The sequence below is a fragment of the Roseinatronobacter bogoriensis DSM 18756 genome, from assembly GCF_004366635.1.
Lineage (GTDB): Bacteria > Pseudomonadota > Alphaproteobacteria > Rhodobacterales > Rhodobacteraceae > Roseinatronobacter > Roseinatronobacter bogoriensis.
On the sequence record NZ_SORN01000002.1, the window covers coordinates 275,050 to 296,255 of the forward strand.

Below are 21,206 nucleotides of genomic sequence, written 5' to 3' on the forward strand. Positions count from 1 at the left end.
TACGCCTTGATTTGCCGCAAGCATACGCTGCCGCCGGACGCGATGTCCATCATACTGTGGACAGATGCCGCTCCCAGTCGCGCAGCCGCGCCACATAGCGCGCAAGCGTATCAATCTCCAAGTTTATCAGATCACCCAGCGCAACATCGCCCCAGGTTGTGACCTGTTTGGTATGCGGGATCAGGTTAATGCCGAATTCAGCGCCAGACACCTCATTCACCGTAAGCGACGTGCCATCCAGTGCGACAGAGCCTTTGGGCGCAATAAAGCCAGCCAGATGGTCCGGCGCGCGAAACCGCAACCTTGTACTGCCGCCCTCCAGTTCCAAACCGACAACTTCGGCCACGCCATCCACATGGCCAGAAACGATATGCCCGCCCAATTCATCCCCGACCTTTAGCGCGCGCTCCAGATTGACGCGCTTTCCGGGTTTCCATTGGCCCAGATTGGTTTTTGACACCGTTTCGGCAGAGACCTGCACTTCGTACCAGTCCGGCCCTTTTGTCACGACTGTCAGGCAAACCCCGTCAGAGGCAATGGACGCCCCCAGATCGACGCTGGACATGTCATACCCCGTCGAGATGCGGGCACGAAGATCGCCTTCTTGCTGCAAGGCAACGATTTTGCCGATATCTGTGATGATCCCCGTAAACATATCCGTTCCCTTCGCAATGCTACATCTGCGGCACAGGTAGCCTGCCCTCAACTTGATGACAAGCGCGCCATAAATCCACCGCATTTTACCATTATTGTATCCGCCAGAGCATCAAAGCAATGAACGATATCTTATGCAGAACATACTGTCATAGATCAGGGTTACTGGAACGATTTCATGAGTGTAAACGGTGATGACAGGCGATTTCTGTTCTTGCAGGGGCCGCATGGCTGGTTCTTCAACCGATTGGCACACGGATTGCGCGCGGCAGGTGCTCAAATCTGGCGCGTTGGCTTCAATCAGGGGGATGCGTTCTTCTGGCGCGACAAGGCCAGATACATCCCTTTCTGCGAGATGCAGGATAAGTGGCCCGCACGCATCCGCGAGATCATCAAGCAACACAATATCACGGATATTGCCCTTTATGGCGATATACGCCCCATTCACGCGCAGGCCATCGACGCGGCCCGCGAGATGGGCCTTACAATCCATATCTTTGAGGAAGGCTATCTGCGCCCCTACTGGATCACATATGAGCGCGACGGTACAAACGGCAATTCTGCCCTGATGAATATCGACCTGCCGGAAATGCGCAAGGCGCTGGAAAAATACGACCTCGAATTGCCCGATCCGCCGGCACATTGGGGGGATATGCGCCAGCACATTTTCTACGGCGCGCTTTATCATTTCTGCGTCATGGCCTTCAATCGCAAGTACCGGAATTTCAAACCACACCGCGATCTGAGCGTGCGCCAGGAATTCCTGCTCTATATCAAACGGCTCTGGTTGATGCCGCTGCACTGGGCCGAACGCCATATTGCCAGTTGGCGAATACGCAATGGTGGCTTCCCTTATCATCTGATCCTGCTTCAACTGGAACATGACAGCAGTTTTCGGGCGCACAGCCCGTTCGCCTCGCAAACGCAATTTCTGGAAAAGGTATTTTCAGGTTTCGCCCGGGGCGCTCCGAAGCACCATCATCTGGTGATCAAGGCGCACCCGCTTGAGGATGGGCGCGCGCCCATCCGGGAAACCATGCGGCAGCTTACCAGGGCACATGGTCTGGAGGGGCGTGTGCATTTTCTGCGCGGCGGTAAACTTGCGCGGCTGTTAAACCATGCCCGTTCTGGTGTGACGGTCAATTCGACAGCAGCACAACAGGTTTTGTGGCGCGGTATGCCACTGAAGATTTTTGGCCGCGCAGTCTATGACAAGCCCGAATTCGTATCAGATCAGTCAATCCGCGCCTTCTTTGCCCGCCCCAAACGCCCAGATGCACGCGCGTACCGGGACTACAGACATTTTCTGCTTGAAACCTCGCAAGTTCCGGGGGGCTACTATTCTTTGGGTGGACGGCGGCAACTCATGCGACATCTGGTAGATATGATGCTTGCCAAGGATGACCCCTATACCGCGCTGATCCGCGGTGACGCGGCCCCAAGGCAACAGTTGCGCATGGTCCGTTAGGGGCTAAACTGTTTCAACTCTTGGCGTTTTCACAGAAAAGCTGTATCGTCACACAAAATCTGAGGCATACCCCAAGAAGGAGCCCGAGCAGTGTTGGCAATATCTTTTCCCCTGGGCCGCGTTCTGGCCCTGTTTGCGGCTGTGTTTGCAGTCGCTTCCTGTACTGTGTCACGCGATGGTCCATCCAAGCGACAAATCTTCGAAGGCTCGGTCATGCGCTCGGGCGATGCGCATATTATCATGGTGAATAAACGCGTCAGCGAAGCCTCCAATCGGATCGAAGCGTTGGGGTTCAGCCATGCGTTGCGCTCTGGTGCGTTGATGGGCGGCGACACCATTCGGCCCGGCGATATCATCCGGTTGAATGTATATGAAAACGTGCCCGAAGGCTTGCTTGCGCCCTCTGAGCTGAACAACGCCGTGATCGAGGAAATTCAGGTCGATGATGCGGGATTCATTTTCGTTCCCTATGCAGGGCGCGTTCGCGCTGCAGGCAATACGCCAGACGCGCTACGCCGCATCATTACCCAGTCACTCGACGAACAGACACCAGACCCGCAGGTCATGGTTGCTCGCGCCCCGGGTGACGGAGCAACTGTTTCTGTTGCCGGTGGCGTAGGTGCGCAAGGCGTTTACCCTGTGACCCGCGCCAGCAATCGCCTCAGCTCCATGATCGCTACCGCTGGTGGCCTGAGCATTCCGCTTGAAACCGCACAAGTTCTGGTGACCCGTGGCAACCGGCAGGACTCGGCATGGCTACAGGACATCTATTCCGATCCATCGCTCGATATCGCCATGCGCGCAGGCGACCGGATACTCGTACGCGAAGACCAGCGCGCCTTCACCGTCCTTGGGGCAACAGGCAGTGCAAACCGCATGACCTTTGACACCCGCCAGATTTCCGCCATCGACGCCATTGCAATGGTGGGCGGGCTTGACCCGCTGCGCGCAGATCCGACAGGTGTGTTCATCTTCCGTGACGAAGTCCCGGAAGTTGCTACCGAAATTCTTGGTATTGGCCAGTTTGTCACCGATGTGCGTTTTGTCTATGTGCTGGATCTGACCGCGCCGACAGGCATGTTCAATGCGCGTGACTTCAAGATCCGCGACGGCGACACAATCTTTGTCACTGAAGCATCTTCGGTCCTGTGGGCACGACAGATCTCTGCGCTGACTGGCTCGCTAACCGCTGCGACGAATATCCGACGCTCGCTGGAATAACAGACAATCTGCAATGGACCCTGCCCCGCCAGCCCGCATCTATGCCTATTCAGGCGGGTTTCTTGGCCCCGATCGGCAAGCACGCCGTATTCGTCGGATCATGGAACTCGCGGGGCACCCTTTGCGCATCGGCTTGCCGGGCAAGGCAGATAAAGTCGCGGTCTGGGGGCATGCCAAGCGTGCTGCGCGGGGCGAGAAAATTGCAGCGCGCCGGGGCGCGGGTCTGTTGCGGATCGAAGATGCGTTCTTGCGCTCGCTCTTCCCCGGCCGCGCCGGAGAGCCGACACTTGGCTTGCTGATTGACCATCAGGGCGCATATTATGCGCCAGCAAAACCCTCTGGCCTTGAAACCCTGCTTGCCACGCATCCATTGGATGATCACGCTTTGCTGGAGCGGGCGCGCCTGGGCATGGCACGTATCAAAGCGCTCCAACTGTCAAAATATTCAGCACATGACCCCGACCTGCCTGCCCCAAAACCCGGCTATGTCCTGATCGTCGATCAGGTGCGCGGCGATGCCTCGCTGACACATGGGGGGCTGGATGGCGCGCTCTCGCCGCATCTGTTCCGGGAAATGCTTGTTCAGGCACAGATCGACTTTCCCGGCGCGCGGATCATCATCCGCACACATCCCGAAACGCAACACGGATACAGGGCAGGACACTACACTCCAGCAGATGCAACACAGGACAAGATCACCTTGCTTGATGATCCCGTGTCGCCCTGGGAATTGCTGGAAGGTGCGATTGCAGTCTATACAGTGTCGTCACAGTTGGGGTTTGACGCAATCTTTGCAGGGCACAAACCGCGGGTATTCGGCCTGCCCTTCTATGCCGGCTGGGGCCTGACAACCGATCTGACTCCGCATCCAAGGCGTCGGCGCAGGCTGACACGCGCGCAGCTTTTTGCCGCTTCTATGTTGCTTTACCCGCATTGGTATGACCCTTGCCGTGACCGTTTGTGCAGTTTTGAAGATGCGCTGGATCATCTGGAGGCACTGACGCGCGCATGGCGCGAAGACCGCAAGGGCTATGTTGCGCTGAACATGCGGCTTTGGAAACGGCGCCATCTGCAAATTTTCTTTGGTCGCTGGGAAAGGCTGCGCTTTGCGAAAGCGCCCCAACGTGACCGACAGCCAATGGTCTGGGGCATGGCGGATGGGCCAGAAAATGCAATCCGGGTCGAAGATGGCTTTTTGCGCTCACGCGGCCTTGGGGCCGAACTGACCCCACCTCTGTCTTTGGTCGCAGATGATATTGGGCTTTACTACGACCCGCGATCCGCCTCGCGCCTCGAAACACTTATTGCATCCCCGCCTCCCCCCGGCAGCACTACGCGCGCGCAGGCTCTCATCACACGGATCAGGAAAGAACGCCTGAGCAAATACAACCTCTCGTGCATGACCCCGGACCTGCCCGAGGGCTACCGTATCCTTGTGCCCGGCCAGGTCGAGGATGACGCCTCCATTCGCCTTGGTGCCGGTGATATCTGCACCAATCTGGCCCTGCTTGCCGAAACCCGTCGCCACAATCCGCAGGCCATGATCCTCTACAAACCTCACCCGGATGTCGAGGCCGGCCTCAGACCCGGTGCCATCCCCCAAGGCGAGGCTATGCGCCTTGCCGATCTGGTTCTGGATCGCGCTGACCCAACCTATCTGCTCGATCACGTCGATGAAGTCTGGACAATGACCTCGACGCTGGGCTTCGAAGCACTCTTGCGCAATGTGCCCGTGACCACCCTTGGCGCGCCTTTCTATGCAGGGTGGGGGCTGACACGAGATCTGGGCGCGATCCCCGAACGCAGATCCGCACGTCCAAGTCGCGATGCGCTCGCCCATGCAGCGCTGATTGCCTATCCGCGCTATGTCGATCCCGTCTCTCATCTTCCCTGCGCGCCCGAAGTAGCGCTCGACCGTCTTGCCATGCATGACAGCGCCCGCAGACCCGCATTGCGCATGCTTGCAAAACTACAGGGCCTGTTTGCAAGCTTCGCACCGCTCTGGCGCTAGATCTTCATTTTCTTGCCGAAAATACTCACGGGGGGAATGCAGCAAAATGCTGCATGGGGGGCATGCCCCCCCAAAAAAACAAACCTGGCCGAAGGCCGCAATCAGATCACCTCAGTCATTCATCATGCGGCTGACGACTATGGTCACTTCAGGCTTCTTGCCAATCTCTTCCATGACCACTTGGCGCACGACCCGGCGCAGCCCGTCGTTCAGCTTGTCATCATCTGCCAGCACCTTATGGCCTGCTCGTGCGACAAATTCGTCGAGTTCGGCCTCAATGACTTCATTCAGCAGCTTGCCCCCCCGTGCCTCAGCGCGCAGCCCTGCGATTTCTGCCCAGGGCGCACCAAGCGCCTCATTTTCTTCATCGAGGATCAATGTGACAAAAACATGTCCCCCAATCGCCATACGAATGCGGTCGCGGATAATCCCGTCCATCGCCCCGATCAGGCGACTGCCATCCAGATAGACGCGCCCGGTCGGCACCTCATCCACCAGCCCCGGCACATCATCCGTCAGGTCCAGCACAGACCCGTTGGGCACTACGGCCGACCGCATCCCGCGCGACAGCGCCAGTTTGGCATGTTCGCGCATCATGCGGTGTTCACCGTGAATCGGGATCAGCATTTTCGGTGCAATAAGGTCATGCATCGCAACAAGATCAGGCCGATTGGCATGGCCAGAGACATGATAAAGCCGCGCGGCATTGTCCAGCACATCAACGCCCATTTCGGACAGTGCATTGACCACACGGCCCACGTCACGCTCATTGCCCGGGATCGTCATAGAGGAGAACAGGAATGTATCCCCCTCTTTCATGCTCAGTCCCATGTAATTGCCCCGCGCCAGTTGCGCCGAGGCCGCGCGCCGTTCCCCTTGCGATCCCGTAACGATCAGCAGCAGGTTCTCGCGCGGGATGGACTTTGCCTCTTCGGGGCTGACGGTATCGGGGAAATCGGTCAGAATTCCGGCCTCTTTAGCAACTTGTGTCATGCGCAGCATTGCGCGCCCCATCAGACAGACAGAGCGGCCCGCCTCTTGCGCGGCAACCGCCAGCGTTTTCAGGCGCGCAACATTCGACGCGAAGGTCGTCGCAACAACCATGCCTTTCGCATCGCGCATCAATTGTGCAATCGGGGCATTCAATGTGGCTTCAGACCGGCCCGGATTTTCGTTCATCACATTGGTGCTGTCACAAAACAGCGCCTTGACCCCTGTACGCCCGATCTCGGCCAGCAATACCGGGTCATGCGGTTCACCGACACCGGGGGTTTCATCTGCCTTGAAATCACCTGAATGCACAATCCGTCCCGCCGGCGTATCGATGATCAGCCCAGCGGCTTCGGGCAAGGAATGGGCAACCGGGAAAAACTGCACGCGAAAGGGGCCAAGCTCCAGAGCTTCGGGGGCCTTGCCCACGGTAATCACCTGTTGCGGGTCCTGTCCGGCATCCTGCATTTTCAGCCGGGCAATGCGGGCGGTGAAATCCCGCGCATAAACCGGAACCTGCAACTTGTCCCATAGCAGCCCCACCGCACCGACATGATCTTCGTGCGCATGGGTAATAATGATCGCTTCCAGCCTGTCACGACGTTCTTCCAACCATGTGATATCGGGCAAGATCAGATCGACACCGGGGCTGGAATCCATATCCGCAAATGTCACCCCAAGGTCCACAAGGATCAGGCGCTCGCGCCCCTTTGGGCCATAACCGAACACATAAGCGTTCATGCCCACTTCACCTGCGCCCCCAAGGGGAATGTAGATCAGCCTGTCCTTGCTCATGATCGCTCCTCGATACCGTTTGTCTTGTTATAGGCGTGAATAACGCGAAGACCATGCAGTGTCAGATCATCCTCAACCCTGTCAAACAGGTTTTCGGCCTGCGCAAACAGCGGTGCCAATCCACCGGTGCCGATCACCGTCATCGGCTTGCCATATTCCTGCTTGATCCGGGCAGTGATACCCTCGATCAAACCGATATAGCCCCAGAACACACCTGACTGGATGCATTCGACCGTATTGGTGCCGATAACCTTGTCCGGGCGCGAGATATCGACATGTGGCAGGGCGGCGGCCCCCTGATGCAGCGCTTCCAGCGACAGGTTCACACCCGGTGCGATAACCCCGCCCACATAGGCCCCGTCATGGGCCACCACATCGAAATTCGTCGCTGTTCCGAAATCGACCACCACGACATCACCGCCAAAACGCTCAAAAGCCCCCGCCGCATTGGCCAACCTGTCGGGACCGGGCTTGACCCCTTCATCCACGCGCGGCGCGACTGGCAACAGGCATTCAGGCTTGCCGACAACAAGCGGACGGCAATTGAAATAGCGGTCACACAAAACCCGAAGGTTGAAGACCACACGCGGCACGGTCGAAGAGATGATGACATCGGTAATGTTCAACTCCACCCCCTTGATCCGCATCAGGGTGGACAGCCAAACGAAATACTGGTCCGCCGTGCGCATATGCTCGGTCGAGGTGCGCCAAGTGGCAAGTACCTGAGCGCCATCCCAGACCGAAAACACCGTATTTGTATTGCCGCAGTCGATGGTCAGAAGCATGTTGTGCCCCCCCGGTATCAAGAGAAAAAAACTTCTGCCGCAGGGATCGCACGTGTCTCTTGCGGCATCTGCAGCAACAAAGCCCCGGATGAGTCGATCCCGACAAAGGTACCCTCAAAGCTCTGGGCAACAGTGCGCGCGACAATGGGCTGGCCAAGCCGCGCCGCGCGGGCCAGCCATGCCTGACGGACCGGGCCAAAGCCGAATGTTGAAAGCTGCGCGTCCCAGCGCGCATAAGCGGGTGCCAGAATACCCAGAAACTCTTCCGGAGTAATCTGGACACCTGTTTCCGCCAGCAAGCTGACAGGGGTCAAAGCGCCCTCCTCCGGTTCTGGCGCGTGTCGCAGGTTTACACCGATGCCTATGGCCAGATGGTTAACCCGCGCGTTCTCGCCCACACTTTCCAACAAGATTCCCGCCAATTTGCCACCATGCAACAGCACGTCATTTGGCCATTTGATGGCAAAGCTGTCCGGCCTGCCGGTCACGGCAACAAGCGCCTCGTCCAGCGCCAACGCTGCGACAAAGGAACGTAATGCAACCTGATCAGGCGGTCCATCAGGCCGCGCGACATAGGTCGCAGAAAAATTGCCGACAGGATCGCTCCAGGCGCGCCCGCGTCGGCCGCGCCCTTTGGTCTGGCGGTGTGCAAGTATCCAGACAGGGCCCGCTAGCGACCCGACCCTGCGCGCCGCCTCTGCATTGGTGCTATCGATTTCGGGCAGGATGATCCGCCCGACACCTTCGGGCCAGTTACTTGACAAGGGCTTCTGCCGCGAGCGCTGCCAGACCTTCGATCCCAAACAAGTTGATCACGCCAAGCACCATGATCGCGGCAGAGACCACAAGAAGTGTCGCCTGAACTGGCGCGCGTACTGTATCCATCGGCTCGATCTCTTCGCCGAAATACATGTAATAGACGATGCGCAGATAGTAGAACGCCCCGATAACCGATGCGACCACACCCGCAACGGCCAGCCATGTCATGCCCGCCTCGACCGCGGCCCAGAGCACATAGAACTTGCCGAAGAAGCCCACCAATGGCGGCACGCCCGCAAGGCTGAACATCAGGATCAGAAGTGCCAGCGCGCGCAAGGGTTCGGCCTTGGAATACTGGCCCAGGCTGTCGATATCGGTCACCGGCTTGCCGTCACGCGACATGGTCAGGATAAAGGCAAAGACACCGATATTCATCGTCACATATATCGCCATATAGACCAGCATGGCCTGAACGCCTTGCTCTGTGCCCGCTGCCAGCCCGACAAAAGCAAAACCCATATGGCTGATCGAGGAATAGGCCATCAGACGCTTGATATTGCGCTGCCCGATTGCGGCGATTGCGCCCAGGAACATCGACGCTGTCGCCAGAAATGCGATGATCTGCATCCAGTCGCCGGGCACTGCACCAAAGGCTTCATGAACAACGCGTGCAATCAGAGCCATCGCGGCCACTTTCGGCGCGGTTGCGAAAAATGCCGTGACAGGCGTTGGCGCGCCTTCATACACATCAGGCGTCCACATGTGGAATGGCACTGCTGAAACCTTGAAGGCCAGCCCGGCCAGCATAAAGGCAAGTCCCATCAATAGCCCCAAAGACATGCCGTCTTCGGAAATGGTCGAGATGATGCCCGCGAACAAAGTGGTCCCAGAATAGCCATAGGCCAGCGAGGCACCATAGAGCAGCAGCCCCGACGCCAGCGCGCCCAGAATAAAGTATTTCAAGCCCGCTTCGGTTGACCGCAACGAGTCGCGGTTCATCGTGGCAACCACATACAGCGCCAGTGATTGCAACTCCAACCCAAGGTACATTGCAATCAGATCCCCGCTTGAGACCATCAGCATCATGCCGACAACCGAAAGTGCGATCAGGATAGGGTATTCAAAGCGCAGCAATCCGGCCGCACTCATATAGCTTTGGCCCATCACCATCACCACAGCGGCAGCAAACAGGATGACCATTTTCGAGAAATGCGCGAAGGCATCAGAGATATACATCCCGTTAAAGGCAGTCGTTGCCTCCAGCCCCATGGACCCGGCGTAAAGACCCAGCAACACCATCATCCCGGCGGTCGCCCAAAGGATCGGCTCTGCCAGTTTGTCCTTGCTGCCATAAACACCCACCATCAGCGCCGCCATGGCGAACAACGCCAGCACGATTTCGGGCAGGGCCGTGTAAAGATCAGCTCCGATCATCGCGAGACCTTTCAGTTCTGTACAAGCTGGGATGCGGCCTCATGGGCCTGCAATGCCAGCGTATGCCCATCGACCAGCGCGCTGACCGAAGGACCAATGATATCTGTGACAAGCGCCGGATAAACGCCAAGGATCAGTGTCATCGCGACCAATGGTGCGATCAGCAGCTTTTCGCGACGGTCCATATCCTTGATGCCCTTGAGCGATTCCTTGATCAACTCGCCCATGACCACACGACGGAACAGCCAGAGCGCGTACCCTGCCGACAGGATGACCCCGGTTGCAGCGAAGAAGGCAACCCAGGTATTGACCTGAAACACGCCCATGAAGGTCAGGAATTCGCCGACGAAACCCGATGTACCGGGAAGCCCGACATTCGCCATGGTGAATAACAGGAACACCGCCGCGTAAATCGGCATCCGGTTGATCAACCCGCCATAGGCAACAATCTCGCGCGTGTGCATCCGATCATAGATCACCCCAACCGCAAGGAAAAGCGCGCCAGAGATGAAGCCGTGGCTGATCATCTGGAAAATCGCACCATCCAGACCCTGCTGGTTCGCGGCGAAGATGCCCATGGTCACAAAGCCCATATGCGCCACCGAGGAATAGGCGATCAGCTTTTTCATATCCTCCTGCATCAGCGCGACCAGCGAGGTGTAGACGATGGCAATCGCCGACAGCCACAGCACCAGTGGCGCAAAAATATCGGAGGCGACCGGAAACATCGGCAACGAGAAGCGCAGGAAGCCATATCCGCCCATTTTCAGCAGCACCGCCGCCAGAATGACCGACCCGGCGGTCGGGGCCTGTACGTGCGCATCCGGCAGCCATGTATGCACCGGCCACATGGGCATTTTCACCGCAAAGGACGCAAAGAAGGCCAGCCAGAGCAGCGTTTGCATGCCGCCGATGATCTGCCATCCTGCAAGGCTGAACGCCTCGGTGCTGAACTGGTGCTGCAACAATGTGGGAATGTCGGTGGTGCCTGCATCAACATACATCGCGATCATGGCGACCAGCATCAGGACCGAGCCGAGGAACGTGTAGAGGAAGAATTTGAAGGCCGCATAGATGCGATCCTTGCCCCCCCAGATGCCGATGATCAGGAACATCGGAATCAGACCTGCCTCAAAGAACAGGTAGAACAGAACCAGATCCAGCGCCGTGAAGACCCCGATCATCAGGGTTTCCAACAGCAGGAATGCAATCATGTATTCCTTCACCCGATGCGTCACATTCCAGCATGCACCAATGGTTATGGGCATCAGGAAGGTGGTCAGCATCACAAACAGGATCGAGATGCCATCCACCCCCATCTTGTAGGTAAAGCCCATGATCCACTCATGCTCTTCGACAAACTGAAAACCTGTGTCTTGCGGGTCAAAACCCACCAGCAGGATCAGCGAGGCCGCGAATGTCGCAAGCGTTGCGACCAAAGCCACCCATTTGGCATTGCTCTGTGCAGCCTCATCTTCGCCACGCAGGAATATCGCCAGAATTGCAGCCGCGATTGCCGGGGTGAAGGTGATGATCGACAAAAGGTTCAGCATCAGTTTGCCCCCCCTGTCAGAGTGACAAAGGTGACGATCACGACAATCCCCAGAACCATTGCGAACGCATAGTGAAAGATAAACCCGGACTGCGCGCGACCGGCAAGCTTGGTGAAGAAGGGAATGATCCCCATCGCCAGTCCGTTGATCCCGCCATCAATCACGGCACCATCACCCTTTTTCCACAGGAACCGACCGAGGAATTTAGACGGACGCACGAACAGGAATTCATACACTTCATCAAAATACCACTTGTTGAGCAGGAACCTGTAGGCACCGGGAAAGGTGTCTGCCAGTCGCTTGGGCAAAGATGTGTCGCGGATGTAGAACATATAGGCCAGCCCCAGACCAAACAGCATGGCCACGAAGGGCGACACCTTGACCCATGCGGGAACGTAATGGGCCTGCGTCACAAGATCATTGCCTTCAGCCATGAAGATCGCAGCCCCGAAATAATCGCGGACTTGTTCGGTCGAACCGAAGAAAGGACCATAGAACGCCATCCCCGCCAGCACGGACCCGACAGCCAGAACAGCTAGGGGGACCAGCATGACAGTGGGGCTTTCATGTGCGTGCTCATGCGTGTGCTTGTCGCCCCTTGGCGTGCCCCAGAAGGTCAGGAACATCAGCCGCCAGCTGTAGAAGCTGGTCATAAAGGCCGCTGCAACCAGTGCCCAGAACGCATAGCCCGCACCCGCAGCAAATGTGGATTCGATGATGGCATCTTTGGACACGAAACCGGCAAATCCGATCATCGTCAGCGGAACGCCCACACCAGTAATGGCCAATGTACCGATCAGCATTGCGTAAAAGGTGTAGGGCAGCTTGTCTTTCAGCCCGCCATAATTGCGCATGTCCTGCTCATGATGCATGCCATGAATGACAGACCCCGCACCAAGGAACAGCATGGCCTTGAAGAAGGCATGTGTCAGCAGGTGGAACATGGCGACGGAATAGACGCCCACGCCAGCGGCAACGAACATGAAGCCAAGCTGCGAACAGGTCGAATAGGCGATCACGCGCTTGATGTCATTCTGCACAAGGCCCACTGTCGCTGCAAACAGCGCCGTCATCGCCCCGATGAGGACGACAAATTCCATGACCTGTGGGGTGTATTCCATCAATGGCGACATACGCGCGACCAGAAACACACCCGCGGTAACCATTGTCGCAGCGTGAATAAGTGCCGAAACAGGTGTCGGCCCTTCCATCGCATCAGGCAACCATGTGTGCAAAAACAACTGCGCCGATTTACCCATGGCACCGACAAACAAAAGAAATGCAATCAGATTGGCCGCATTCCATTCGGTCCATAGGAAACTGACCGTTGTTTCCGCCAGCATTGGGGCTGCTGCAAACAGGTCGTCATACTGGATCGAGTCGACCAGAAAGTAGATCACCATCAGCGCAAGGATCAGTCCCATATCGCCAACACGGTTGACGATAAAAGCTTTCATCGCAGCCGCGCCCGCAGATTGCTTGCGGAAATAAAAGCCGATCAGCAGATAAGAGGCCAGCCCCACACCTTCCCAACCGAAGAACAGTTGGACAAGGTTATCCGCCGTAACCAGCATGAGCATGGCAAAAGTAAACAGCGACAAATAGGCAAAGAAGCGCGGACGATAGCTTTCGTTTTCCTTGAAATTATCGTCATGCGCCATGTAACCGAAGCTGTACAGATGCACCAATGCCGAGACTGTGGTGATCACGATCAGCATGACGGCGGTCAGGCGATCCAGACGGATGGCCCAATCCCCGACAAGCGATCCGCTATCGATCCAGCGCATCAGCGTGATTTGCTGAACTGATCCGTCATGCGTCAGGAAAATAACCCATGACAAAATTGCAGAGAGGAACAACAGCGCCGTCGCCACGATCTGGGCCGGACGCTCGCCAATGACGCGCCAGAACAGTCCAGCGATTATGGCACCGAACAGGGGCGCCAGAAGAACAGTTACAGCCATCCGCTCAGCCTTTCATCACATTGACGTCTTCGACAGCGATCGTGCCACGATTGCGGAAGAAGCAGACCAGAATTGCCAGACCAATCGCGGCCTCGGCCGCTGCAACTGTCAGCACGAACATGGTGAACACCTGGCCTACCAGATCATCGAGGAAAGACGAGAAGGCAATCAGATTGATATTGACCGACAACAGCATCAATTCGATCGACATCAGGATGATGATGATATTCTTGCGGTTCAGGAATATCCCGAAAATACCGATGACGAACAGCGCCGTCGCCACGGTCAGGTAATGTTCAAGTCCAACCATCAAGTCCCTCGTTTTCCGTTCTTCCGGGGTCGCTTCCGGACCCTCGTACTTGTAATCGCAGCGCCAGCCTCAGCCCAGCCCTTGCCCTGATTTCACGTCCTTCAGCTCCATCGCCTTGGCCGGGTCGCGCTGCATCTGCGCGACGACATCCTGACGCTTCACATTCTTGCGGTGGCGCAGGGTCAACACGATAGCCCCGATCATTGCCACCAGCAGGATCAGACCAGAGACCTGAAACAGCAGGAAATACTGGTCATAAATGATCATGCCCAAGGCCTTGGTATTGTGCATTTCGGCAATGTCGGGTGTGGGTGCCTGCCGCAGGCTGCGTGCGCTCTCGGCTTCCTGCCAGGACCCGAACAAAAGCGCCATCTGCATCAGCAATACAATGCCGATAATGCTGGCAATCGGAAAATAGCGCGCCATCTCTCCCTTGAGGGCCGCAAAATCGACATCCAGCATCATGACCACAAACAGGAACAGCACCGCAACCGCGCCGACATAGACGATGATCAGCAACATCGCGATGAATTCCGCGCCCAGCAGAATAAAGAACCCCGCTGCCGACAGAAAGCACAAGATCAGCCACAGAACCGAATGGACCGGATTGCGCGATACGGTAACAAGAAATCCCGCACTCAGCAGCGTGATCGCCAAGGCGTAGAATGTGATATCGGTAATCCCCATGTCCCTCGGGTTCCCTTTTGTCGTGTCTGACGCGTCAAGCGCCCGGTGTCATTCATGCGCAGCGCTGCAACCGGCATGTGCCGGTATGCCAGCGCCTATCTGTAAGGCGCGTCAATCTCAAGGTTGCGGGCGATCTGGGCTTCCCAGCGCTCGCCATTCTCCAGAAGCTTCGCCTTGTCGTAAAACAGTTCTTCGCGTGTCTCGGATGCGAACTCGAAATTCGGCCCCTCGACAATTGCATCTACTGGACAGGCTTCCTGACAGAAACCGCAATAAATGCATTTTGTCATATCAATGTCGTATCGCGTTGTCCTGCGTGACCCGTCCTCGCGCGGCTCTGCGTCAATGGTGATCGCCTGCGCAGGGCAGACTGCCTCACATAATTTACATGCGATACAACGCTCTTCCCCGTTCGGGTAGCGCCTCAGCGCATGTTCACCCCGAAAGCGCGGTGACAACGGCCCTTTTTCATGCGGGTAGTTCAGCGTTGGCTTAGGAGCGACAAAGTACTTCATACCCAAGCCAAAGCCGCGAATGAAATCCGTCATGAGGGCGTATTTTATCGCTCGGTTCCAGTCAAAACCCATGACTTACCCTCCTATCGCCCAGCGGGCCCAGAAGCCGCCAAGCACCTCGAATTTTGCCAAGAACGAAATAACGACAACCCAGACCAGCGATAATGGCAGAAACACTTTCCAACCGATCCGCATCAATTGGTCATAGCGGTAGCGCGGTACGATCGCCTTGACCATTGCGAACATGAAGAAGAAGAATGCCATCTTCAGGAACATCCAGTGGAACCCGTCCGGCAGACCCGGAATTGGCGACAGCCAGCCGCCGAAGAACAGCAGCGAAATCAGCGCACACATCAGGAATATGGCGATATACTCACCTGCCATGAACAGCAGATAGGGGGTCGAGCCATATTCCACCATGAACCCGGCAACCAACTCGGATTCCGCTTCGGGCAGATCAAATGGCGGGCGGTTCGTTTCAGCCAGCGCTGAGATGAAGAACAGCGCCACCATTGGCAGGTGTGGCAACCAGTACCAGCCCAGCAAACCATGACCGGTATCTTGCGCTGCAACGATGGCGCCAAAATTCATGCTGCCGGTCGAAATGATGACACCAATGATGATCAGGCCCAGCGACACTTCATAAGAAATCATCTGTGCCGCAGACCGAAGCGAGCCAAGAAACGCATATTTGGAGTTGGACGCCCAGCCCCCCATGATCACGCCGTATACTTCTAGGCTGGCAATGGCAAAGACGAACAGGATCGCCACGTTAATATCTGCCAGGACCCAGCCGTCATTGAACGGGATCACGGCCCAAGCCAGCATGGCCAGGACGAAACTCAACAACGGCGCAAGGAAATAAACAGGACGGTCCACGCCTGCCGGAATCACCACTTCCTTGACAACGAATTTCAAAGCATCAGCAAATGTCTGCAAAAGCCCCCAGGGACCGACGACATTCGGCCCACGGCGCATCTGCACCGCGGCCCAGACCTTGCGATCTGCGTAGACCAGAAAAATCAGGCTGATCATCACGAAGCCAACAACAAGCAGAGATTGCGCCGCGATCAGCACGGTAATCCCCAGTCCGGTTTGCAGAAACTCTGTCATTCGTCCCTCAATTCCTCACACCGTGGGGATGCCTTGTTCCCGGCAATCATCCACAATCACTTCTGCGTCCAGGTTGCGCATTCCCGCCGGAATATCTGGTGAAATGACAAAGCCGCCATCCCCGACCCAAACATCCCCGGAACGGCGAACATTCGTGCGCACATGTTGCGCAAAACCGTAGCCGCGGATTAACGTATATTGCGCCGCAGCACAACGCGCATAGGTCACAACATCGGCCCTGTCGCGCGCGCCCCGCATCCGCACGACAAAGCTTACCGTGTTATTGTCCAGCAGCAGCGTTTGCACACCCAGATATTCAGCATTTTGCGGCGGCGACAGCGCCGCACGCGCGCCCGTTTCCTCGGCGCAGCCCATCAGGCCGCCAGAAGCGACCAGAGCCAGACCAAGGGGGGTGAGTGCGCGCGTCAATGTTCTTACTCTGCGGCCAAGGGCGTCTGCTGGCGTTGCTTCGCCATCGCGGAAAGCTCTGCCATCAGGCTGGAGGCACGCGCAATCGGGTTGGTCAGGTAGAAATCCGTCACAGCATTGCGGAAATCAGCCTTGCCCAATGCCGCCGGCGCAATGGCCTGCCATTCATTGTCCGGTACAATATCAATATCGGCCAGATGCGGATGAGCAGCCGTCAGATGCTTGCGCAGAGCGCCGATATTGTCAAACGGCAGGGTCGCGCCCATTTCGCCCGACAATGCGCGCAGAATGGCCCAGTTCTCCTTGGCCTCTCCCGGACCAAAACCCGCGCGCAAGGCCAGTTGCGGCCGGCCTTCGGTATTCACGAACAGACCCGGTTCTTCAGGATAGGCCGCGCCCGGCAGAATGATATCCGCCCGATGTGCGCCCCGGTCACCGTGGCTGCCCTGATAGATCACAAAGGCACCCGGCGCGATGTCGATTTCATCGGCTCCCAGATTGTAGATAACCTCTGCCCCATCGGTCGCCGCAGCAATGCCGCCCTCAGTCGTGCAGCCAATATCCATGGCGCCGACGCGGGACGCGGCTGTATGCAGGACCAGCAACTTCGCCCCCGATTTCTCGCAGATCGACTGCACCATCGCGAGAACGGCCGCGCCATCAGCTTCACGAAGCGCGCCCTGCCCGACAATCACAATGCAGTTCTTGTCTTGAAGCGCTGACATATCAAGCCCTGCAACCTGTTCCAGTGCCGCGCGATCGGTTCCCATATGCTCGTATTCATAGGTCAGGTCTGCTGCCGCGCCGACGAGTGTCACATCTGCGCCATTCAACCATGCCTTGCGAATACGCGCATTCAGAACAGGTGCTTCACTGCGCGGATTGGTCCCCACAAGCAGGATCTTGTTGGCATAGTCGATATCTTCAATCGCCGCTGTTCCGACATAGGCCGAACGATTGCCCCCAGGCAGCTTTGCGCCATCGGTCCGACACTCCACTGTGCCGCCCTGCCCTTCAATCAGCAGTTTCAGCGCATAGGCCGCCTCGACCGAGACCAGATCCCCGATCAACCCGGTCACTTTCTTGCCCTTCATCGCGCTGGCGACAGCAGAAAGTGCCTCGGGCCAGGATGCTGGGCGGAGCTTGCCATTCTCCCGAATATAGGGGCGGTCAAGGCGCTGACGCTTCAGCCCATCCCAGACATAGCGCGATTTGTCCGACAGCCACTCTTCATTCACGCCATCATGGTTGCGTGGCAGAATACGCATGACTTCGCGGCCCTTAGTATCCACGCGAATGTTGGACCCAAGCGCATCCATCACGTCAATGGTTTCGGTCTTGGTCAATTCCCAAGGCCGCGCGGTAAAGCTGTAGGGCTTGGAGACCAGCGCCCCAACCGGACAGAGATCAACAATATTGCCGACCATTTCCGACTCGATCAGCGCACCCAGATAAGTGGTGATTTCGGCATCCTCGCCGCGACCGGTCTGGCCCATGACGGTCTGGCCCGCCACCTCGGTGGTGAAGCGCACACAGCGCGTGCAGGAAATGCACCGCGTCATATGGGTTTCTACCAAGGGACCAAGCTGCAAATCCTCGACCGCGCGCTTGGGCTCGCGGTAGCGCGAGAAATCGACACCATAGGCCATAGCCTGATCTTGCAGATCGCATTCGCCGCCCTGATCGCAGATCGGGCAATCCAGCGGGTGGTTGATCAGCAGAAATTCCATCACCCCTTCGCGGGCCTTCTTGACCATGGGTGAATTGGTCTTAATCACCGGCGGCGCGCCCTCTGGTCCGGGGCGCAGGTCTTTGACCTGCATGGCACAGCTTGCCGCGGGTTTGGGCGGACCGCCCACAACCTCAACCAGACACATGCGGCAATTGCCTGCAATCGACAGGCGTTCATGATAGCAGAAACGTGGAATTTCGATCCCTGCCTCTTCACAGGCCTGTATCAGGGTCATTTCTGGCGGAACTTCGACATCCTTGCCGTCAATGATGATCTTGCGCAACTCTGACATTTTCACCTCTCCCGCAACTGGCGGCCTAGCGCAGAGCGTTCGGCGATCTGGGCGCTTGCATAGGCGCAGACGGATGCCTCATCTTCAGGCTCCACGCCTTCACGTTGCAAATGCGCTTTCACGATACCTTCCAGACGCGCTTGTTCCTGCTTGTCTTCCACAAAAGCTTCGATCTGCGACCGACTATAACCCATATTTCGTGCGCGATTATACAGCGTCAGAAAGTAATTCACCCGCGCCAGACGGCCCGGTGGGCTGACATTGGGGCAAGTATCGACCACATGCTTGATAAGCGCGGCGGTAAACAGGCCATTGTAAATCTCGGGCGTGTTTCGCAGCGTTTCGTTCACTTCGGTCTGGGTGGTCGCAGCGCTGGCCACGGCCGAACCGGTGACAAGAAGCGCAGTCGCCATTCCCAATAGTTGCTGTTTCATTGTGCTAACTCCGTCGCGGCTGTGCATGACCGCCGCTTCCATAACTGCGCCTCGTCCAGCCAATCCCAACCGAACGCATAGGCGCTTGCCCCATTTGCGCGCAGATGTTCCAGCCGCTCCAGCCCCTCTTCCAGCGTCGGACGGTGCCCTTGCGGCACCCACCACATGACAAAATGCATCTTGTGCAACACTTCGAACCAAGCCGCGCGGCGCTGGTAGAACTGGCGGTGTACGGTGTTCCAGACGAATTGTTCCAAAGATGCGATATCCGTCCACACAGTCAGATTGGCCACAGATTGCGGATCACCTGCAATGCAATTTTCCGTATTGCCCGTGCCCGGCGTCCCAGAACCTTCCATCATCCAGACAAAGCCCGGCATCCGCTTGCCCAACCCATTGACCTTGTCCAGCGCACCCATGAACTCGGCCACGCGCGGATCATCGGTCGGCGCCAGAAGGCGCCCGATATTCAACTCCGCAAGATGGTGGCCTGCATGTGTCATGGGTTATTCTGCTGCTACCTTTGCCGACCGCCCGGCTTTTTGACTGGCGATGCGATCTTCGATCACGTCACGGAAATTTCGGATAAGCCCTTGAATGGGCCATGCCGCTGCATCGCCAAGCGCGCAGATCGTGTGCCCCTCGACCTGCTTGGTCACATCCCAAAGCATGTCGATTTCTTCAACCTCTGCCTCGCCGCGCAGCAAGCGGTCCATGACCCGCATCATCCAGCCCGTCCCTTCGCGGCACGGCGTGCACTGGCCGCAGCTTTCATGCTTGTAGAATTTGGACAAACGCCAGATTGCCTTGATGATATCGGTCTGCTTGTCCATGACAATCACCGCCGCCGTTCCAAGGCCAGAACTAAGGTCGTTGCGCAGATAGTCGAAATCCATCACCGCATCGCGCATCTTCTCGCCGCGCACACAAGGCACCGAACTGCCACCCGGAATAACCGCCAGAAGATTATCCCAACCGCCACGAATGCCCCCGCAGTGCTTCTCGATCAATTCTTCAAAACTGATCGACATGGCCTCTTCCACCACACAAGGGCGGTTCACATGGCCGGAGATGGCAAACAATTTGGTGCCCGCATTGTTCGGGCGGCCAAAGCCTGCGAACCATGCCCCGCCACGGCGCAAAATTGTCGGCACGACGGCAATCGATTCCACGTTATTCACAGTGGTCGGGCAGCCATACAGCCCTGCACCGGCAGGGAAAGGCGGCTTCATCCGCGGCATGCCCTTCTTGCCCTCAAGGCTTTCCAGAAGAGCAGTTTCTTCGCCGCAGATATAGGCCCCTGCGCCATGATGCAGATAGAGGTCAAAATCCCAGCCGGAGCCGCACGCATTCGGGCCAACCAGCCCCGCGTCATAGGCTTCGTCAATCGCGTTCTGCAAGGCTTCTTTCTCGCGGATATACTCGCCGCGAATATAGATATAGCAGGCATGGGCATTCATCGCGAAAGACGCGATCAGACACCCCTCGATCAGTGTATGCGGATCGTGCCGCATGATTTCGCGGTCTTTGCAGGTGCCGGGTTCGGATTCGTCGGCATTCACGACCAGATAAGACGGACGCCCGTCGCTTTCCTTGGGCATGAAAGACCATTTCAGACCGGTCGGAAAACCCGCGCCGCCACGCCCGCGCAGCCCCGATTGCTTCATCTCGTCGATGATCCAGTCGCGACCCTTTGCCAGCAAGGCCTTGGTCCCGTCCCAATGCCCACGCGCACGCGCCCCTTTGAGAGAGCGGTCATGCATCCCGTAGAGATTGGTAAAGATACGATCCTTGTCATCAAGCATGTGCTAACCCTTGTCTGCCGGCTATTTTCCGGCCTTCCCTTGTCGCCAGATGCGAAACGTTACGATCAGTGCCCAGCCAAACGCCGCCAGCGCCGAAAAATCTATCAGAAATGCGTAGCGCGGGTCCCAACCGAACTCGCGCCCCATCCATCCCAAAACAACCCAGGCGACGATCGCTGACGCCATCACCACCCCGACAAGCCGAGCTTGTCGGGCGAGTGCCATGTCGCGGGACGAAGGTTTCGCCATGCGTTC

General features: G+C 57.4%; 20 protein-coding genes. 3 read left to right on the plus strand and 17 right to left on the minus strand.

Annotated elements, in window-relative coordinates; all coding sequences use genetic code 11:
- Positions 1 to 49: 49 nt before the first annotated feature.
- A complete protein-coding gene (locus EV660_RS06030; RefSeq protein WP_071482131.1) occupies positions 50 to 655 on the minus strand; it encodes a riboflavin synthase in 606 nt (201 codons plus the stop codon).
- A gap of 177 nt (positions 656 to 832) precedes the next feature.
- On the opposite strand from EV660_RS06030, the gene EV660_RS06035 reads away from it, so the two are divergent.
- From EV660_RS06035 to EV660_RS06045, 3 genes are all read left to right on the plus strand, one after another.
- On the plus strand, positions 833 to 2,122 hold the full coding sequence (locus tag EV660_RS06035) for a capsule biosynthesis protein (protein WP_071480830.1): 1,290 nt from the start codon (positions 833 to 835) through the stop codon (positions 2,120 to 2,122).
- Positions 2,123 to 2,212: 90 nt separating this feature from the next.
- Entirely contained in the window at positions 2,213 to 3,343 is a 1,131-nt protein-coding gene (locus EV660_RS06040) for a polysaccharide biosynthesis/export family protein (RefSeq protein ID WP_311638432.1), read from the plus strand.
- A gap of 13 nt (positions 3,344 to 3,356) precedes the next feature.
- On the plus strand, positions 3,357 to 5,354 hold the full coding sequence (locus tag EV660_RS06045) for a capsular polysaccharide biosynthesis protein (protein ID WP_071480831.1): 1,998 nt from the start codon (positions 3,357 to 3,359) through the stop codon (positions 5,352 to 5,354).
- 111 nt (positions 5,355 to 5,465) lie between these two features.
- On the opposite strand, the gene EV660_RS06050 is transcribed toward EV660_RS06045, so the two are convergent.
- From EV660_RS06050 to EV660_RS06125, 16 genes are all read right to left on the minus strand, one after another.
- Positions 5,466 to 7,139: a ribonuclease J gene (locus EV660_RS06050; RefSeq protein WP_071480832.1), complete on the minus strand. Its 1,674-nt coding sequence runs from the start codon at positions 7,137 to 7,139 to the stop codon at positions 5,466 to 5,468.
- A complete protein-coding gene (locus EV660_RS06055; RefSeq protein ID WP_071480833.1) occupies positions 7,136 to 7,924 on the minus strand; it encodes a type III pantothenate kinase in 789 nt (262 codons plus the stop codon). Before EV660_RS06055 ends, EV660_RS06050 begins: the two co-directional genes overlap by 4 nt.
- Positions 7,925 to 7,941: 17 nt before the next feature.
- On the minus strand, positions 7,942 to 8,688 hold the full coding sequence (locus tag EV660_RS06060; RefSeq protein ID WP_071482133.1) for a biotin--[acetyl-CoA-carboxylase] ligase: 747 nt from the start codon (positions 8,686 to 8,688) through the stop codon (positions 7,942 to 7,944).
- Positions 8,678 to 10,117, minus strand: a complete 1,440-nt coding sequence (nuoN, locus tag EV660_RS06065) for an NADH-quinone oxidoreductase subunit NuoN (protein ID WP_071480834.1) — start codon at positions 10,115 to 10,117, stop codon at positions 8,678 to 8,680. Before nuoN ends, EV660_RS06060 begins: the two co-directional genes overlap by 11 nt.
- Positions 10,118 to 10,128: 11 nt before the next feature.
- Entirely contained in the window at positions 10,129 to 11,670 is a 1,542-nt protein-coding gene (locus EV660_RS06070) for an NADH-quinone oxidoreductase subunit M (protein ID WP_071480835.1), read from the minus strand.
- Positions 11,670 to 13,634 carry an NADH-quinone oxidoreductase subunit L gene (nuoL, locus tag EV660_RS06075; protein WP_071480836.1) on the minus strand — a complete coding sequence of 655 codons (1,965 nt, stop codon included), beginning with the start codon at positions 13,632 to 13,634 and terminating at the stop codon, positions 11,670 to 11,672. The genes EV660_RS06070 and nuoL overlap by 1 nt, the downstream gene beginning before the upstream one ends.
- A 4-nt stretch (positions 13,635 to 13,638) precedes the next feature.
- A complete protein-coding gene (gene nuoK / locus EV660_RS06080; protein ID WP_071480837.1) occupies positions 13,639 to 13,944 on the minus strand; it encodes an NADH-quinone oxidoreductase subunit NuoK in 306 nt (101 codons plus the stop codon).
- A 69-nt stretch (positions 13,945 to 14,013) separates the two neighbouring features.
- Positions 14,014 to 14,625, minus strand: coding sequence for an NADH-quinone oxidoreductase subunit J (locus EV660_RS06085; RefSeq protein ID WP_071482134.1), 612 nt, complete (start codon positions 14,623 to 14,625; stop codon positions 14,014 to 14,016).
- Positions 14,626 to 14,726: 101 nt separating this feature from the next.
- On the minus strand, positions 14,727 to 15,218 hold the full coding sequence (nuoI, locus tag EV660_RS06090; protein ID WP_071480838.1) for an NADH-quinone oxidoreductase subunit NuoI: 492 nt from the start codon (positions 15,216 to 15,218) through the stop codon (positions 14,727 to 14,729).
- A gap of 3 nt (positions 15,219 to 15,221) precedes the next feature.
- A complete protein-coding gene (gene nuoH, locus EV660_RS06095; RefSeq protein ID WP_071480839.1) occupies positions 15,222 to 16,259 on the minus strand; it encodes an NADH-quinone oxidoreductase subunit NuoH in 1,038 nt (345 codons plus the stop codon).
- Positions 16,260 to 16,274: 15 nt separating this feature from the next.
- The gene (locus EV660_RS06100) at positions 16,275 to 16,634 is read right to left on the minus strand and encodes a hypothetical protein (protein ID WP_071482135.1); all 360 of its coding nucleotides are present in this window, start codon (positions 16,632 to 16,634) and stop codon (positions 16,275 to 16,277) included.
- Between the two features lie 59 nt (positions 16,635 to 16,693).
- A complete protein-coding gene (gene nuoG / locus EV660_RS06105) occupies positions 16,694 to 18,712 on the minus strand; it encodes an NADH-quinone oxidoreductase subunit NuoG (protein WP_071480840.1) in 2,019 nt (672 codons plus the stop codon).
- 2 nt (positions 18,713 to 18,714) lie between these two features.
- Positions 18,715 to 19,146, minus strand: coding sequence for a DUF5333 family protein (locus tag EV660_RS06110; RefSeq protein ID WP_071480841.1), 432 nt, complete (start codon positions 19,144 to 19,146; stop codon positions 18,715 to 18,717).
- Positions 19,143 to 19,649 (minus strand): DUF3291 domain-containing protein, encoded by a 507-nt coding sequence (locus tag EV660_RS06115; protein ID WP_071480842.1) that lies wholly within the window; start codon positions 19,647 to 19,649, stop codon positions 19,143 to 19,145. Before EV660_RS06115 ends, EV660_RS06110 begins: the two co-directional genes overlap by 4 nt.
- Before the next feature lie 3 nt (positions 19,650 to 19,652).
- On the minus strand, positions 19,653 to 20,951 hold the full coding sequence (gene nuoF, locus EV660_RS06120; protein WP_071480843.1) for an NADH-quinone oxidoreductase subunit NuoF: 1,299 nt from the start codon (positions 20,949 to 20,951) through the stop codon (positions 19,653 to 19,655).
- Positions 20,952 to 20,972: 21 nt separating this feature from the next.
- Entirely contained in the window at positions 20,973 to 21,200 is a 228-nt protein-coding gene (locus EV660_RS06125; RefSeq protein WP_071480844.1) for a DUF5337 domain-containing protein, read from the minus strand.
- Between the last annotated feature and the right edge of the window lie 6 nt (positions 21,201 to 21,206).